Raw genomic sequence first — 15649 nt, 5'->3', positions numbered from 1 at the left:
GTGGTGATCACACATACTCCCCGTGAAGTACGGGGCTCTCCTTGACCCGCCACCGGCGCAGCCGCTTCGGCGCCCACCAGTTGGCGCGGCCCGCCAGCCGCATCGTCACCGGCAGCAGCAGGACCCGGATGAGGGTGGCGTCGACGAGGATCGTCAGGGCCGTACCGACGCCGAGTTCCTTGAGGAAGACGACGCCTCCGGTGGCGTACGACAGGAAGGACAGCGCGAGGATGCCGGCCGCGGCGGTGATCAGGGGTGCGCTGCGGCGGATGCCCTCGCCGACCGCCCGTACGGTGTCGCTGGTGCGGTCGTGCTCCTCCTTGATACGGGCGAGGAGGAAGACCTCGTAGTCCATGGACAGCCCGTAGGCCACGCAGAACATCAGCACCGGGATGCTGGGCTCGATCGAGCCGGTGGCGGTGAAGTCGAGCAGGCCCGACAGGTTCCCGTCCTGGAAGACCCAGACCAGGCAGCCGAACATCACCGACAGGCTGAGCAGGTTCAGCACGGTCGCCTTGGCGGGCAGCAGCACGCTGCCGGTCATCAGGAAGAGGATCACGTACGTCGCCGCCAGCACGATCCCCACGGCGAACGGGAGCCGGTCCAGGAGCGTGGCGCGGAAGTCGGTGGTCTCGCCGGGGTAGCCGCCGACGAGCGCCGGGGCCGGGGCGGCGGTGTCCCGGATGCGTTCGACGAAGGCGGGGACGTTGTCGTACATGGCCTGCTGGGTGGGTACGACGGCCAGGCGCGCGCGTCCGTCGGGGGCCGTGAGCCGGTCCTGGCCGGGGGCGCCGGTGCGCTGTCCGTCGCGGTAGGTGCCGCCCGGCGCGTCGACCTGGAACACGCCCTGGATGCGGGAGAGTTCGGCGGCGTACGCGCGCGTGTCGGCCGGTTTGCCGAGGACGACCTGGACGGTGTCCGTCGGCTCGGCGGGGAACTCGCGGTGCACGGTCTCGGAGGTGGTCCGCGAGGAGGTGCCCGCGGGCAGGGTGCGTTCGTCGGGCAGGCCGAAGCGCAGGCCGAGCAGGGGCGATGCGGCGACCAGCAGGACGGCGAGGACTCCGGCGCCGACGAGCAGCGGGCGGCGCATGGCGGCCAGCGCGGTGCGGTGCCAGAAGCCGGAGGCGGGTGCGGTGGGGCGTTCCACCCGGTGGCCCCAGCGGGAGAGCGCGGCCGGCAGCACCAGGACGGCCCCGGCGACCGCGGTGAGCACGACGAGCACGCCGGCGTACGCGAACGAGCTGAGGAAGAAGAACGGGAACACCAGTAGCGCGCACAGCGAGACGGCGACGGTGACGCCGCTGAAGACGACCGTGCGCCCGGCCGCCGCGGTCGCCCGCACGACGGCGTTCTGCTGGTCGTGTCCGGCCGCCCGTTCCTCCCGGTACCGGTTGATCACGAACAGGCTGTAGTCGACGCCCAGTCCGAGGCCGAGAACGAGCGCGATGTTCGCGGCGAACGTGGACACCTCGGTGAACTGCGCAAACAGGCGCAGTCCGGCGAGCGTGCCGAGCACCGAGAACAGGCCCACCCCGAGGGTGAGCAGGGCGGCCGTCGTCCGCCGGTAGACCAGGATCAGCAGCAGGAGCACGACGGGCAGGGCGAAGGCCTCCGCGCGCAGGAAGTCGGCGCGGGCCTCCTCACCGACCTGCCGGGAGATCTCCTCCTGGCCGCCGACGGAGACCTCGATGTCCGGAGTGGCGCGGGTCAACTGCGGTGATATGTCCGCCAGTTGCTCACGGGTCTCGGTGGCGCTGCCTTCGAGACGGGCGAGCACGAGCGCACGTTCGCCGTCCTCGGCGCGCAGCGCGGGGCTGTTGGCGTCCCAGTAGGCGGTGACGTCGGTGACGCCGGGCAACTCGGCCACCTCTGCGGTGAGTTCACGTCCCGCCTGCTCGGTGCGCGCGCTGTCGACGTCGCCGTCGCGGGCGGTGACGAGCACGGCGAGGTTGGGGTTGCCGGTGCCGAAGTCGTCGCGCAGCAGGTCCGCGGCGCGCACCGACTCCGTGCCCGGGGCGCTCCAGCGCGAGAGGTCGAGATCGTCCTGGGCGCCGGCGCCGTATGCGCCGAGCCCGAGGAGCACGAGCAGCGCGCCGGCCAGCACGGCGCGGCTGTACCGCACGGCCAGGCGGCCGAGCAGGGTGAGCATGGGAGGGCCTTTCTGCCGGGGGTCGGAACCGTGGGCCGGGTGAGGGTCCTTGCGGCTCAGCGGACTGCGCACACCGTGACCGGTGCCGCTGGAACGCCCGCTGGAAGATCCACTGGAAGGCGCGGTCCGGGTTAGGCTCGACGCATGGGTGAGGGGATGTCGTCGGACCTGCGATGCGAACTGCTCGGCCCGCTGCGCGCCTTGCGCAACGGCGCCGAGATCCCGCTCGGCCCGCCCAAGCAACGCGCGGTACTCGCCGTGCTCCTGCTCCAGGAGGGCCGCCCGATCTCCTACGACGGTCTGGTCGAGGCCGTGTGGGGCGGGGCGCCGCCCGCGCATGTGCGCAACCTGGTGCAGAAGTACGTCTCGGGGCTGCGCCGGGCCCTCGGGGCGGGGCCGGAGCTGTCGTGGACCGGCACCGGGTACCTGCTGCGCGGCGCCACGGCCGACGACCTGCTGGAGCGGCGCCGCCTCGTCGACGCGGCGCTGGCGGCACGCGCCGCCGGCGATCTGGCTCGGGCGGGTGAACTGGCCCGGCAGGCGGAGGAGTTGTGGCGCGGCGAGTTCGCCGAGGGTCTCCAGGCGCCCTACCTGGCGGCGGAGCGCCTGCGCTGGGCCGAGAAGCGCCTGACCGTCCTGGAGGCCCGGCTGGCGGGCGAGATCGAGCTCGGCCATGCCTTCGGGTACGTCCACGAACTCGTCCGCCTCGTGGCGGCGCACCCCTTGCGCGAACGCCTCACCGAACTCCTGATGCTGGCCCTGTGCCGCACCGGCCGCCCCACGGACGCCCTCGCCGCCTACGAAGCGGCCCGGCAACGGCTGGCGGAGGCCATGGGCACGGACCCGGGGCCCGCACTGCGGTCACTGCACCAGCGGATCCTGCGCCAGGATCCGGCTCTGCTGCCGTCGGCGGCGTGACCGGGGCCTCGGATTCCGGCGCGGATGGGACTTTCGGGAGTTCGCACGCGACAAACCCGGCGACGTCGCCGATTGTCCCCGGGATACTGATCGCCCATGGATGAGGTCGAAGTCGTCGTCGCCCATTCCGAGCGCGCGACCCTGCGCGTCGGTGATGTGTTCCTGAAGGTGGACGCCGATCAGGCGCGCATCGACGTCGAGGTCGCGGCGATGGCCCTGGCGCCGGTCCCGACCCCGGAAGTCCTGTGGCGCAGGCCGCCCGTGCTCGCGATCGCGGCGGTCCCGGGGACGGCGCTCGGCCGCCTCGGCGAGCCGTCGACGGCGTCGTCGGCGGCGTGGGCCGCGGCGGGTGCCGCCGTCCGGAAGTTGCACGACGCGCCGTTGCCGCCCCGGCGGGGCCGGGCCGGGCGGGGCCTTGAGGAGTTGGCGGCGGATCTCGACGGCGAGTGCGAGTGGCTCGTGACGAACGGCGTCCTGCCCGCCGACCTGGTCACCCGCAACCGCCGGGTCGCCGAGGCCGCGCTCCGGCCGTGGACCCCGGTGTTCACGCACGGCGACCTGCAAACCCTTCACGTGTTCGTCGTCGACGACGAGGTCACGGGCATCATCGACTGGTCCGAGGCGGGCCAGGGTGATGCCCTGTTCGACCTCGCCATCCTGACGCTCGGACACGAGGAGCGCCTCGGTGACGTCGTCGCCGGCTATGGCACCGACGTCGACCTCGACGTGATCCGCGCGTGGTGGTCGTTGCGAAGCCTGGTGGTGGTTCGCTGGCTGGTCGAGCACGGCTTCGACCCGTTCGCGCCGGGCTGTGAGGTCGACGTGCTGAGATCCCGGATGTGAGGCTGCGGTCACCTCGTGGTGGCCGGCCCCCGCTGCGGGTACACCAGGCCCACCCCGTGGGCGAGTTGGGACACCGCGTGCCGGAAGAACGGCTCGCGGTCCTCGACGACCCGGTTGAACTGACCGAACAGCTCGAAGCCGACCAGCCCGTAGAGCTGGGCCCAGGCCGCGACGAGCGCCGTCACGTTCTCCGGTGGGAGGTCGGGCGCGAGGTCGGCGGTCAGCCGCTCGGCCTCGGGGCGCAGTTCGGCGGGGAGCGACGGCTTGGCCAGGCCCAGGCCGCGGTGGGCGTCGCGGACGATGCCGATGAAGACGAGGCCGACGCGGGAGGCGGCCGGGACGGTGGTGTCGGGGGCGGTGTAGCCGGGGACCGGTGATCCGTAGATCAGCGCGTACTCGTGGGGGTGGGCCAGGGCCCAGTTGCGTACGGCCCCGCACACGGCGACCCAGCGCTGTACGGGTCCGGCGTCGGCCACGGCCTGGTGCGCCGCCTCGACGCTCGCGCCGTGGGAGTTGTAGGCGTCGATGATGAGCGCGGTGAGCAGGTCGTCGCGGCTGGGGAAGTAGCGGTAGAGCGCGGAGGAGACCATGCCGAGTTCGCGGGCGACGGCGCGCAGGGACAGCTTGGCCGCGCCCTCGGCGGCAAGCTGTCTGCGGGCCTCGTCCTTGATGGCGGCGGTGACCTCGATCCTGGCCCGGGCGCGGGCGCCGTGTGCGGTGCTCATGCGGGGCAGTGTCGCACGAAAGCGAGAGCGGTGCACACAAACGTGAGCGGTGGACCGAAATGAGAGCAGCGCACAAAAACGAGAGCGGCGCTCTTGCTTTGGAGCACCGCTCCACCCCATACTCAAGGAGCAGCGAGAGCAGTGCTCACAAAAAAGAGCGCCGCTCACCAAACGGAGCAGCGCTCTACCAACCCTGGGGGTTCCCATGTCCACGCACGTCCAGAAGCCCGGCTGGTTCACCGTCAACGTCTTCAACCGCGCCGTGGCGTGGATGACCCGCCGCGGCATCAGCGTCTGGGGCTCCCGTGTCCTCGCCGTCCGCGGCCGCAAGAGCGGCCAGTGGCGGACCACCCCGGTGAACCTGCTGACCCTCGACGGCGAGCAGTACCTCGTCGCCCCGCGCGGCCACGTCCAGTGGACGCACAACATGCGCGCGGCCGGCGGCGGCGAGCTGCACCTGGGCAAGAAGGTCGACGCGTTCACCGCGACCGAGGTCCCGGACGACGAGAAGGTGCCCCTCCTGCGCGCCTACCTCAAGCGCTGGAAGGCCGAGGTCGGCGTGTTCTTCAACGGGGTCGGCCCCGACTCCCCCGACGCCGACCTGCGCCGTATCGCCCCGGACCACCCGGTCTTCCGGATCACGATCAAGAACTGACCTCGATCAAGCACTGACCTCGATCAGGAAACCGACCTCGGTCAGGACCCGGCGGCCTCGCCGCCCGCCGCACGGCGGTCCAGCCGGGCCAGGGCGCGCTGGGCCATCGGATGGCTGCGCACGAGCTCGGCCAGCGAGGTCGACCCGCGGGTGATCTCGGTGAACGCCCGCCACGCGGGCCGGAGCCCGGTCAGCGCCGCATGGAACAGCCCGGGGCGCCGCTCGAACAGCGCCAGCATCCGCTTGCCGACGCTCATCTCCACCCCGAGCCCGGCCTTGACGGCGAAGGCGTAGTTCAGGGCCTGGCGCCGGGTGTCCACCGCGTCGTTGGCCTCGGCGATCCGCACCGCCCACTCCCCCGCGAGCCGCCCCGACCGCAGCGCGAACGAGATGCCCTCCCGGGTCCAGGGCTCCAGCAGCCCCGCCGCGTCCCCGCACACCAGCACCCGGCCGCGCGACAGCGGCGAGTCCTCGGTCCGGCAGCGCGTCAGATGGCCGGAGGAGATGCTCGGTTCGAACCCGGCGAGGCCGAGCCGCCCGATGAACTCCTCCAGATACCGCTTGGTGGCAGCGCCTTCGCCACGCGCCGAGATCACCCCGACCGTCAGCGTGTCGCCCTTGGGGAACACCCAGCCGTAACTGCCGGGCATCGGCCCCCAGTCGATCAGCACCCGCCCCTGCCAGTCCTCGGCGACGGTCTCCGGCACCGGGATCTCCGCCTCCAGGCCCAGGTCCACCTGGTCGACCTTGACCCCGACATGCGCTCCTATGCGGCTCGCGCTGCCGTCCGCGCCGACAACCGCCCGCGCGAGCAGCGTCTCGCCGCCCTGGAGGACGACGGCGACCGTGCGCCGGTCCGGCACGGCCGAGCCGTGCTGCTCAACCCGCTGGACGGTGACGCCCGTACGCAGTTCGGCGCCCGCCTTCTGCGCGTGCTCGACGAGCTGCTGGTCGAACTCGGGCCGGTTGATCAGCCCGAACAGCATGTGCCGGGACCGGCGGGTCCGGGTGAAACGGCCGTTGTGGGAGAAGGTGACCGCGTGCACCCGGTCGCGCAGGGGCAGTTCGAAGCCGGGCGGCAGGCTGTCGCGCGAGGGGCCGATGATGCCGCCGCCGCATGTCTTGTACCGCGGCAGCTCCGCCTTCTCCAGCAACAGCACGCGCCGCCCCGCGACCGCCGCCGCATACGCGGCCGAGGCCCCTGCGGGCCCCGCGCCGACCACGACGACGTCCCACACCTGCCGCACGTCGTCCGCCGAAGAGTTCTCGCTGCTCACGATGGTCTACTGCTCCCGATCAAGCCGCTGCCGCACCTGTCTCCCGCATCCTACGGCGGTCGTCGCCGCAGTCCGCTGTGGGAGGATCGACGGCACTCACAGGAACAACGTCGCACCCACAAGGAGCGTGCCCATGTCGTCGAATCCGGTCGCCGAGACCGTCGCCTCGCTGATGCCGAGGGCGAAGGCCGAACTCACCGAGCTGGTGGCCTTCAAATCGGTGGCGGACTTCGACCAGTTCCCCAGGAGCGAGAGCGAGGGTGCCGCGCACTGGGTCGCGGACGCGCTCACCGCCGAGGGCTTCCAGGACGTGGCCCTGCTCGACACCCCGGACGGCACGCAGTCGGTCTACGGCTACCTGCCCGGTCCCGCCGGTGCCAAGACGGTGCTGCTGTACGCCCACTACGACGTGCAGCCGCCGCTGAACGAGTCCGCCTGGACGACTCCGCCGTTCGAGCTGACCGAGCGCGACGGCCGCTGGTACGGGCGCGGCGCCGCCGACTGCAAGGGTGGCGTGATCATGCACCTGCTGGCCCTGCGTGCGCTGAAGGCGAACGGCGGTGTGCCCGTGCATGTGAAGGTGATCGCCGAGGGCTCCGAGGAGCAGGGCACGGGTGGTCTGGAGCGGTACGCCGAGGCGCACCCGGAGCTGCTGGAGGCCGACACGATCGTCATCGGCGACGCGGGCAACTTCCGGGTCGGCCTGCCCACGGTCACCTCGACGCTGCGGGGCATGACGATGCTCCGGGTGGAGGTCGACACGCTGGAAGGCAACCTGCACTCGGGCCAGTTCGGCGGCGCGGCCCCCGACGCGCTGGCCGCGCTGATCCGCGTACTGGACTCGCTGCGTGCCGCCGACGGTTCGACGACGGTCGACGGGCTCGCCCCGGAGTCGGCGTGGGACGGTCTGCAGTACTCCGAGGAGCAGTTCCGCACGGATGCCAAGGTGCTGGAGGGCGTGGAGCTGATCGGTTCGGGCACGGTCGCCGACCGCATCTGGGCGCGCCCGGCGGTCACGGTCATCGGCATCGACTGCCCGCCGGTCGTCGGCGCCACCCCGTCCGTGCAGGCGAGCGCCCGCGCGCTGATCAGCCTGCGGGTGCCGCCGGGCGTGGACGCGGCCGATGCGACCAAGCTGCTCCAGGCCCACCTGGAGGCGCACACGCCGTGGGGTGCGCGGCTGCGCACCGAACAGGTCGGCCAGGGCCAGCCGTTCAGCGCCGACACGACCAGCCCGGCGTATGCCGCGATGGCCGAGGCGATGGCGGTGGCCTACCCCGGCCAGGAGATGCAGTACGCCGGCCAGGGCGGTTCCATCCCGCTGTGCAACACCCTCGCCGGGCTCTACCCGCAGGCGGAGATCCTGCTCATCGGTCTGAGCGAGCCGGAGGCGCAGATCCACGCGGTGAACGAGAGCGTCTCGCCCGAGGAGCTTGAGCGTCTGTCGGTGACGGAGGCCCTGTTCCTGCGCAACTACGCGGCGAGCTGAGGCCCCCGCGGCTCAGGGAGCGGGGATGCCGGCCTCCAGATAGAGCGCCGCTCCCCGCTCGCGCGCCCGCAGCGCCCATCGCAGCCGTGCGTAGCGCACGGGCGGCAGCAGGTCGGCGGCCTCCTCCTCGGTGACGAAGCGCCAGTCGCGCAGTTCGGCGCCGGGCAGCAGCAGGCGTCCGGCCTCTGCGGAGTCCAGGCGGCCGCCGTCGAAGAGGAGGCGCAGACCGCCGTAGCCGGGGGGTGAGGGCTGCTCCCAGTCGATGACGAGCAGCCGCGGTACCTCGTCCAGCCGCAGGCCCGTCTCCTCGGCGACCTCGCGCATGCCGGCGCGCGCGGGCGCCTCGCCGGGTTCGACGACGCCGCCGGGGAACTCCCAGCCGGCCTTGTAGGTGGGGTCGACGAGCAGCACCCGGTCCTGTTCGTCGAAGAGCAGGACGCCGGCGGCGAGCGTCTCCGAGGTGGGCTCGGAGGTCTGCACGATGTCGCAGGCCGCCACGGCACCGGAGGCGACGGCCTCGGCGATGCGGGCGGCGGTCTCGTACGGGGTGAGGGTGCCGTTGTCGACGGGATGGGCGTCGGCGGTGAGCCAGCCGGCGAGGGCGGTGCGGTAGGGCTCGATGTGGTCGAACGCCCGCTGCCGGGTGCGCAGTTCGCCGTCGGGGACGTCGGGGACCTCCCGGTGGGCTATTCGCTCGCGCAGGATCGTTTCCGCCGGGGTCAGCAGGATGTGTCGTACCGTGATGCGACGCGCGGCCAGGCCCCCGAAGATCTCGTCGCGGTACTCCTGGCGCAGCAGGGTCATCGGCACCACCAGCGTCCCGCCGAGCTCGGCGAGCATGGCCGCCGCCGTGTCGATCACCAGTCGTCGCCAGATCGGCAGGTCCTGGAAGTCACCGACCTCGGCAAGGTGCTTGGGCGGAAGCAGCTGGGTCAGCGCTCCGCCGATGACCTCGGGGTCGAAGAGCGTGCTGTTCGGGATCAGATCGATCAGTTCGCGTGCGGCGGTGGTCTTCCCCGCACCGAAAGCCCCGTTGATCCAGACGATCACGGACTCCCCCTCTTCTCTTGGCCCCCTGTGGCTTGCCCGCTCCACCCTGCCACGGAAACCAGCCCCAGCTGGGGGGCGCACACATGGGTGCGCCGGGGTCCAAGGAAGCAGGAGCCCCGGCGCCGTACACCGAACCGCCGACCGCGTCAGCCGTTCTGCCCGAGGGCGTTGTCGTCGATGGCCAGACTGTCGCTGGCGACCGTCCGGTCGAGCGTGCTGAGGGTGTCCTTCACATCGAGATCCCCCAACTCCTCACCGAGCGAGTGGGACGGGGTGATCGCCGCGACGACGAATCCGGTGGCCAGGGAGGCGATGGCGAGCATGCTGCGCTTCTTCATGACCGGTTCAACTTCGCGGGGGCGGGAAGGTCACGGGGCCTGCGGGGCCCCTGTCCCCGCGGCCGGCGACTGCCCGAAGGCCGCGACGCCGTGCCCCCCACCCCACCGGCTCGCGAATGAACGTTCCTGCCGACCGGTTCAGACCGTCGCCGCGTCCGTCCGTCGGGTCAGGGCCGCCGCGGCCGCTCCGACCAGGCCCGCGTCCGTTCCCATCTGGGCCGGCACGACGGCCAGGCGTTGGACGAAGGAGAGGGTGGCGTAGTCGCCGAGGGCCTTGCGCAGGGGGGCGAACAGGATGTCGCCCGCCTTGCCGACGCCGCCGCCGATGACGGCGATGTCGATCTCGACGAGGGTCGCGGTGGCCGCGATGCCGGCGGCCAGGGCCTGGGCGGCCCGTTCGAAGGAGGCCACGGCGACCGGATCGCCGGCGCGGGCGGCCTCGGCCACCGCCGCGGCGGAGGTGTCGCCGTCGGGGCCGGGCTGCCAGCCGTTCTCCAGGGCCCGGCGGGCGATGTTGGGGCCGCTCGCGATGCGCTCGACGCAGCCGCGCGCGCCGCAGGGGCACGGATCGCCGTCGAGGTCGACGCTGATGTGGCCGATGTGGCCCGCGTTGCCGGTCGGGCCGGGGTGCAGGCGGCCGTTCAGGACCAGGCCGCCGCCGACGCCCGTGGAGACCACCATGCACAGCGCGTTGTCGTGGCCGCGGGCGGCGCCCTGCCAGTGCTCGGCCGCCGTGATGGCCACGCCGTCGCCGATCAGCTCGACCGGCAGGCCGCCCACCGCCTCGCGCACCCGGCGGACGAGCGGGAAATCCCGCCAGCCGGGGACGTTCACCGGGCTGACCGTGCCGGCGGAGGCGTCCACCGGGCCCGCGCTGCCGATGCCGAGGGCCGTGACCCGCGTCCACAGCGGGGACGCGGTCAGCTCGCCGAGCACCGCCTCGACGGCCGCCATCACGCGCTCACCGTTCTCCCGTGCCGGTGTCGGGCGCTGCGCCCGCACCAGGATCCGGCCTTGACCGTCCACCAACGCTCCGGCGATCTTTGTTCCGCCGATGTCGAGCGCGGCCACGAGGTCGGTGTGCATCAGAGTCAGGTCTCCCGGTCAACCATGCGGAAAGGGTGGCCCGGTCTCGCGGTGGGGGCGCAGGCCGGAGAGTGCGGTGGACAGTGTCTCCCGGATCTGACAACGTTGTCCAGGCTCTATGCTCGACGCCACATCCTCATACAAAGCACGGATCGACGCATCCCCGCCGACGACAGGACAGGACCCGCATCGTGGCCGACACCATCCGCCGAGCAGACCGCACCCCCGCGACCCGCTACGGCAATCGGCCGACGATGAAGGACGTCGCCGCACGTGCGGGAGTCGGTCTGAAGACGGTCTCGCGCGTGGTCAACGGCGAACCCGGGGTCACCCCGGAGACGGAGCGCCGCGTCCAGGAGGCCATCGACGCCCTGGGCTTTCGCCGCAACGACAGCGCCCGGGTGCTGCGCAAGGGCCGTACCGCCAGCATCGGCTTGGTTCTGGAGGACCTCGCGGACCCGTTCTACGGCCCGCTCAGCCGCGCGGTGGAGGAGGTGGCCCGCGCGCACGGAGCGCTGCTGATCAACGGCTCCAGCGCCGAGGACCCCGACCGTGAGCAGGAGTTGGCGCTGGCGCTGTGCGCGCGGCGGGTGGACGGCCTGGTGGTGATCCCGGCCGGCGACGACCACCGGTATCTGGAGCCCGAGATACGGGCGGGCGTCGCCACCGTGTTCGTGGACCGGCCCGCCGGGATGATCGACGCCGATGTCGTCCTGTCGGACAACTTCGGCGGCGCCCGCGACGGCGTCGCCCATCTCATCGCGCACGGACACCGCCGGATCGGCTTCATCGGCGACATGCCCCGCATCCACACCGCCGCCGAGCGCCTGCGCGGCTACCGGGCGGCCATGGAGGACGCGGGCATACCGGTGGAGGACTCCTGGATGTCGCTGGGCGCCACCGGCCCCGAGCGGGTGCGCCGCGCGGCCGAGGAGATGCTGTCCGGCCCCGACCCGGTCACCGCGGTGTTCGCGGGCAACAACCGCGTCACGGTCACCGTGATCCGCGTGCTGGCCGAGCAGACCCGCCGCGTGGCCCTGGTCGGCTTCGACGACCTCGAACTCGCCGACCTGCTCCAGCCGGGCGTCACCGTCGTCGCCCAGGACGCGGCCGCCCTCGGCCGGACCGCCGCCGAGCGCCTCTTCCGCCAGCTGGACGGCAGCCTCGTCGCACCGGAGCGCATCGAGCTGCCGACCCGGCTGATCACCCGCGGCTCGGGCGAGCTGCCGCCGGCGGACTGAGCCGCCCGTGGAGGACCGCACCCTTGAGGCGCTGGGCCTTGCCGCGGCGCCGCGCGATCATCCGTTGCTCTACCCGGGCGCCTGGCCCGCGGACTCCGGACTCCTGGACGGCGACCTACTGTTGCCCCTGGACCGGCTGACCCACCCGGACCGCACCCCGGTGCTCGCCGTCGGCTCCAACGCCTGCCCCGGCCAACTGCGCCACAAGATGGCCGAGTTCGCCATCACCACGCCCGTCCCGATGGTCAGGGCGCGCGTCACGGGCATCGGGATCGGCGTCTCCGCGCATGTGAGCCGGATGGGATACGTCTCGGCCTCCCCGTTCGACGCGCCTGCCGCCGTACGGGAGTTGTACGTCATCTGGCTCGACGCCGAGCAGCTCGCCGTGGTCGACGCCAGCGAGGGCGTGCCGGTGCCCACCGGCAACTACGACCGCGTCTGGCTCCCCGCCCCCGAGGTGCGCATCGACCTGGCGGACGGCACCGCGCTGCCGGGTGTCTTCGCCTACGTCAACCGCCACGGCGTCCTGCACAACGGCACCGCGGCGCCGCGCAGTCACCCGGGCCAGCGGGCGCTGCTCGCCGAACTCCTGGTGGAATCGGCGGCGTTGCGGGAGCTGTTCGGGGTGAGCCCGGAGGAGTTCTGTGCGCGGGCGCGCGCCGACCGGCGGCTGTGCGAGCGGGGCACACGGCTGCTGGCGGCGGAGAAGCTGGTGACGGCGTCGGGTCTGGAGCGGTTCGCGGGTGCTCAGCAGACCGGGAGTCCGGGCACCGGCTCGTCGTTGTCGCCGCCCTGGACGTAGACGTCGCTGACCCAGACGTCGGTGTTGCCGCTGTCGTCGTCGGTCTTCGCCCACCACACGTTGGTCCACTCGCCGGACGTCTCGCGGCGGCCCAGATTCTGCTGGCAGTAGAAATAGTTGGTACCGGCGTTGAGGATGCCGACCTCGGTTCCGTCGGCGGTGTAGGACTTGGCGGTCTGCCAGACCTGGCAGTTGTATTTGCCGCCGCCGATGGCATAGCAGGCCGGGGCGGGAGCCGGGGGCGTGGCGCCGCCCCCGCCGGTCGTACCGCCGTCGCCTCCGGTGGTGCCGCCGCCGGAGGTGCTGGTCGGGGCGGAGGCGGACGGGCGCTCGGCGGGTGTGCTCGCGGTCTCCTTGCTCGGCGTACTCGTCGCGCTCGGGGTCTTGTTCTTGCCCTTCGGTGTGGACATGGCGTCGGCCGAGGGGTCGGGGCCGCTCTTCGAGGGGGAGGCGGCGGAGCTTGCGGACCCGGCGGGCTGCTCGGCCGCCTGGGGGTCGTCCGTGCCGCTCAGCACGGCGACGGTGACCCCGGCGGAGGCGAGGACGAGCGTGACCGCCGCGGCGGCCAGGAGGGCGCGGCCCTTGCGGCGGCCGGCGCGGGAGGTGTCCATGGGGCCGGTGGCTGCGGGGGCCTGCGCGTAGGCCGATGGCACGCCCTGCGGCGGTCCGAAGCCCGGCGGCACGGCCGGGACGCTGAGCTCGGTCTCCGCCCGCCCCGGTGCCGGAGCGCGCAGGGCCGTCGTCGGCGAGTCCGTGCTCTCGCCGTCGGCCACCGCCTGGAGCAGCTCGCGGGCCTCGTCGGCCGCCGGGCGGCCCTCTGGCCGCTTGTCCATCAGCCGTTGCAGGACCGGTCCGAGCGGCCCCGCCCGGTGGGGCTCGGGCAGCGGTTCGGAGACGATCGCGGTGAGGGTGGAGAACGTCGAGGTACGGCGGAACGGCGAGGCGCCCTCGACGGCCGCGTACAGCGTGGCGCCGAGCGCCCAGACGTCGGAGGCCGGGCCGGGATCGGCGCCCTGGGCGCGCTCGGGCGCCAGGTAGTCCAGGGAGCCGACGAGTTCGCCGCTGCGGGTGAGATGGGTGGCCGAGCCGTCACCCGGGTCCTCCATCGTGGCTATGCCGAAGTCGGTCAGCACGACCCGGCCGGAGCGGTCGAGCAGGATGTTGCCGGGCTTGACGTCGCGGTGCAGGACGCCGGCGCGGTGGGCGGCGGCCAGCGCGTCCATGACCTTGGCGCCGATCCCCGCCGCCTCGCGCCCGTCGAGCGTGCCCCGCTCGCGCAGCACGTCGTCCAGGGAGGGTCCGTCGACGAGCTCCATGACGATGAGCGGACGCCCGTCGACCTCGGTGACGTCGTGCACGGCGACGACGCCGGGGTGGCGCACCCGGGCCGCCGCACGGGCCTCGCGCTGCATACGGATGCGCAGGTCGGCGAGTTCGGGGCCGTCGGCGTCGGTGTAGGTGCGCAGCTCCTTGACGGCGACCTCACGGCCGAGGACCTCGTCGAGGGCACGCCAGACCACGCCCATGCCGCCGCGCCCGAGCTGGGCCAGGACGCGATAACGCCCGGCCAGCACTCGGCCGACCCCGTCTGTCTGCCCGTACTCCCCCGATGACACCGCTGCCCCGTTCCTGTGACCCACCCATGCGTGGCGTACAGACTAAGGGGCGGAAGTGACGGCGCCGCCGGCCCGGGCGGCGCCGCGGATCAGTGGGAGATCGTCAGGTCGCCGCGCCGAGGCGCCGCGAACCCTTCCAGATCGGCCCGGGTGAGCCCGGTGAGCCGAGCGACCTCCGCCGTGTCCAGCGCCCCGCAGTCCAGCCCGCGCAGCAGATACCCGCTGAGGGCCTTGGCGGTGGCGGGCTCGTCCATGACGTCGCCCCCGGCCCGGTTGGCGTACCGGGCGAGACGGGCCGCCGCCTGCTCGAAGCCCTCCCGGTAGAAGGCGAAGACGGCCGCGTACCGGGTCGGGATGTGACCGGGGTGCATGTCCCAGCCCTGGTAGTAGGCGCGCGCGAGAGCGCGGCGGGTCAGCCCGTAGTGCAGCCGCCAGGCGTCGTGCACCTTCTGCGTGGTGCCGACCGGCAGGACGTTGGTGGAGCCGTCCGACACGCGTACGCCCGTCCCCGCGGCGGCGACCTGCATGATCGCCTTGGCGTGGTCGGCGGCCGGGTGGTCGCTGGCCTGGTAGGCGGCGGAGACACCGAGGCAGGCGCTGTAGTCGAAGGTGCCGTAGTGCAGTCCGGTTGCGCGGCCCTCGGCGGCCTGGATCATCCGGGCGACGGTGGCGGTGCCGTCGCTGGCGAGGATGGACTGGCTGGTCTCGATCTGGATCTCGAAGCCGAGCCGGCCGGGCTCAAGACCGCGGGCCTTCTCGAAGGCCTCCAGCAGCCGCACCATGGCGGTGACCTGCTCGGGGTAGGTGACCTTGGGCAGCGTCAGGACGAGTCCGTCGGGCAGGCCGCCGGCCTCGATCAGACCGGTGAGGAAGATGTCGAGGGTGCGGATGCCGCGGTCGCGTACGGCGGACTCCATGCACTTCATGCGGATGCCCATGTACGGGGCTGCCGTGCCGCCCGCGTAGGCCTCGGCGATCAGGCGGGCGGCGCGGGCGGCGTCCTGGTCCTCGTCGGCGCCGCTGTAGCCGTCCTCGAAGTCGACGCGCAGGTCCTCGATCGGCTCGCGCTCCAGCTTGGCCCGCACGCGCGCGTGGACGGGCTCGGCGAGTTCGTCGGACAGGCCGAGGACGGCGGCGAAGGAGGCGGCGTCGGGGGCGTGTTCGTCGAGGAGTCCGAGGGCCTGGTCGCCCCAGGAGCGGATGGTGTCGGCGGCGAAGACGTCGCCGGGCACGTACACGGTGTGGACGGGCTGGCGGGTGCCGGGGTCTCCGGGGTAGCGGCGCTCCAGTTCGGCGTCGACCGGCGCGAGGGAGGCGCTGATCTCCTCGCTCACGGCGCCCGCGAGGCTCGTCGCCACCGTCTCCTGCTGGCCCTGACCCATTCCCACACCCTCCTGTTTTCCGCTGTACGGAATCAACAATCCGTAGAATGAAGTTATCCGGGCACCTTCGGATGGTCA

The 15649-nt window shown here is 72.8% G+C and carries 14 protein-coding genes; 6 read left to right on the top strand and 8 right to left on the bottom strand.

Annotated elements, in window-relative coordinates:
- Positions 1 to 7: 7 nt before the first annotated feature.
- On the bottom strand, positions 8 to 2149 hold the full coding sequence (locus tag AB0Q90_RS11735; protein WP_363160515.1) for an MMPL family transporter: 2142 nt from the start codon (positions 2147 to 2149) through the stop codon (positions 8 to 10).
- Positions 2150 to 2293: 144 nt separating this feature from the next.
- On the opposite strand from AB0Q90_RS11735, the gene AB0Q90_RS11730 reads away from it, so the two are divergent.
- On the top strand, positions 2294 to 3067 hold the full coding sequence (locus tag AB0Q90_RS11730; protein ID WP_363160513.1) for an AfsR/SARP family transcriptional regulator: 774 nt from the start codon (positions 2294 to 2296) through the stop codon (positions 3065 to 3067).
- Between the two features lie 96 nt (positions 3068 to 3163).
- Entirely contained in the window at positions 3164 to 3910 is a 747-nt protein-coding gene (locus AB0Q90_RS11725; protein ID WP_363160512.1) for a phosphotransferase, read from the top strand.
- An 8-nt stretch (positions 3911 to 3918) separates the two neighbouring features.
- On the opposite strand, the gene AB0Q90_RS11720 is transcribed toward AB0Q90_RS11725, so the two are convergent.
- Positions 3919 to 4635, bottom strand: a complete 717-nt coding sequence (locus tag AB0Q90_RS11720; RefSeq protein WP_363160511.1) for a TetR/AcrR family transcriptional regulator — start codon at positions 4633 to 4635, stop codon at positions 3919 to 3921.
- A 205-nt stretch (positions 4636 to 4840) separates the two neighbouring features.
- Between AB0Q90_RS11720 and AB0Q90_RS11715 the strand changes: the two genes are divergently transcribed.
- The gene (locus tag AB0Q90_RS11715) at positions 4841 to 5290 is read left to right on the top strand and encodes a nitroreductase family deazaflavin-dependent oxidoreductase (RefSeq protein ID WP_363160510.1); all 450 of its coding nucleotides are present in this window, start codon (positions 4841 to 4843) and stop codon (positions 5288 to 5290) included.
- Between the two features lie 41 nt (positions 5291 to 5331).
- On the opposite strand, the gene AB0Q90_RS11710 is transcribed toward AB0Q90_RS11715, so the two are convergent.
- A complete protein-coding gene (locus AB0Q90_RS11710) occupies positions 5332 to 6567 on the bottom strand; it encodes a geranylgeranyl reductase family protein (RefSeq protein WP_363160509.1) in 1236 nt (411 codons plus the stop codon).
- 133 nt (positions 6568 to 6700) lie between these two features.
- On the opposite strand from AB0Q90_RS11710, the gene AB0Q90_RS11705 reads away from it, so the two are divergent.
- Positions 6701 to 8056, top strand: coding sequence for a dipeptidase (locus AB0Q90_RS11705; RefSeq protein ID WP_363160508.1), 1356 nt, complete (start codon positions 6701 to 6703; stop codon positions 8054 to 8056).
- A gap of 12 nt (positions 8057 to 8068) precedes the next feature.
- On the opposite strand, the gene AB0Q90_RS11700 is transcribed toward AB0Q90_RS11705, so the two are convergent.
- From AB0Q90_RS11700 to AB0Q90_RS11690, 3 genes are all read right to left on the bottom strand, one after another.
- The gene (locus tag AB0Q90_RS11700) at positions 8069 to 9106 is read right to left on the bottom strand and encodes an NUDIX domain-containing protein (protein ID WP_363160507.1); all 1038 of its coding nucleotides are present in this window, start codon (positions 9104 to 9106) and stop codon (positions 8069 to 8071) included.
- A 146-nt stretch (positions 9107 to 9252) separates the two neighbouring features.
- The gene (locus tag AB0Q90_RS11695; protein WP_363160506.1) at positions 9253 to 9444 is read right to left on the bottom strand and encodes a hypothetical protein; all 192 of its coding nucleotides are present in this window, start codon (positions 9442 to 9444) and stop codon (positions 9253 to 9255) included.
- Between the two features lie 138 nt (positions 9445 to 9582).
- Entirely contained in the window at positions 9583 to 10530 is a 948-nt protein-coding gene (locus AB0Q90_RS11690) for an ROK family protein (RefSeq protein WP_363160505.1), read from the bottom strand.
- 191 nt (positions 10531 to 10721) lie between these two features.
- Between AB0Q90_RS11690 and AB0Q90_RS11685 the strand changes: the two genes are divergently transcribed.
- Both AB0Q90_RS11685 and AB0Q90_RS11680 read left to right on the top strand, forming a co-directional pair.
- The gene (locus AB0Q90_RS11685; RefSeq protein WP_363160504.1) at positions 10722 to 11771 is read left to right on the top strand and encodes a LacI family DNA-binding transcriptional regulator; all 1050 of its coding nucleotides are present in this window, start codon (positions 10722 to 10724) and stop codon (positions 11769 to 11771) included.
- 7 nt (positions 11772 to 11778) lie between these two features.
- Positions 11779 to 12573 carry a hypothetical protein gene (locus AB0Q90_RS11680; protein ID WP_363160503.1) on the top strand — a complete coding sequence of 265 codons (795 nt, stop codon included), beginning with the start codon at positions 11779 to 11781 and terminating at the stop codon, positions 12571 to 12573.
- Here the strand turns inward: AB0Q90_RS11680 and AB0Q90_RS11675 are convergent.
- Positions 12519 to 14189 carry a serine/threonine-protein kinase gene (locus AB0Q90_RS11675; RefSeq protein WP_363160502.1) on the bottom strand — a complete coding sequence of 557 codons (1671 nt, stop codon included), beginning with the start codon at positions 14187 to 14189 and terminating at the stop codon, positions 12519 to 12521. The two genes, AB0Q90_RS11680 and AB0Q90_RS11675, sit on opposite strands and share 55 nt — an antisense overlap.
- 89 nt (positions 14190 to 14278) lie before the next feature.
- Positions 14279 to 15571 carry an aldolase/citrate lyase family protein gene (locus AB0Q90_RS11670; RefSeq protein ID WP_363160501.1) on the bottom strand — a complete coding sequence of 431 codons (1293 nt, stop codon included), beginning with the start codon at positions 15569 to 15571 and terminating at the stop codon, positions 14279 to 14281.
- Positions 15572 to 15649 lie beyond the last annotated feature (78 nt).

The organism is Streptomyces sp. NPDC079141, from assembly GCF_040686775.1.
In the GTDB taxonomy this organism is placed as follows: Bacteria; Actinomycetota; Actinomycetes; order Streptomycetales; family Streptomycetaceae; genus Streptomyces.
Note: the sequence above shows the minus strand (reverse complement) of the source record. Positions and strands in the feature narration are given on the sequence as shown.

Excerpts from the sequence above, each read along its gene's own strand:
- AB0Q90_RS11735 (WP_363160515.1), bottom strand. The coding sequence starts at position 2,149 with ATGCTCACCCTGCTCGGCCGCCTGGCCGTGCGGTACAGCCGCGCCGTG.
- AB0Q90_RS11730 (WP_363160513.1), top strand. The coding sequence starts at position 2,294 with ATGGGTGAGGGGATGTCGTCGGACCTGCGATGCGAACTGCTCGGCCCG.
- AB0Q90_RS11725 (WP_363160512.1), top strand. The coding sequence starts at position 3,164 with ATGGATGAGGTCGAAGTCGTCGTCGCCCATTCCGAGCGCGCGACCCTG.
- AB0Q90_RS11720 (WP_363160511.1), bottom strand. The coding sequence starts at position 4,635 with ATGAGCACCGCACACGGCGCCCGCGCCCGGGCCAGGATCGAGGTCACC.
- AB0Q90_RS11715 (WP_363160510.1), top strand. The coding sequence starts at position 4,841 with ATGTCCACGCACGTCCAGAAGCCCGGCTGGTTCACCGTCAACGTCTTC.
- AB0Q90_RS11705 (WP_363160508.1), top strand. The coding sequence starts at position 6,701 with ATGTCGTCGAATCCGGTCGCCGAGACCGTCGCCTCGCTGATGCCGAGG.
- AB0Q90_RS11695 (WP_363160506.1), bottom strand. The coding sequence starts at position 9,444 with ATGAAGAAGCGCAGCATGCTCGCCATCGCCTCCCTGGCCACCGGATTC.
- AB0Q90_RS11690 (WP_363160505.1), bottom strand. The coding sequence starts at position 10,530 with ATGCACACCGACCTCGTGGCCGCGCTCGACATCGGCGGAACAAAGATC.
- AB0Q90_RS11670 (WP_363160501.1), bottom strand. The coding sequence starts at position 15,571 with ATGGGTCAGGGCCAGCAGGAGACGGTGGCGACGAGCCTCGCGGGCGCC.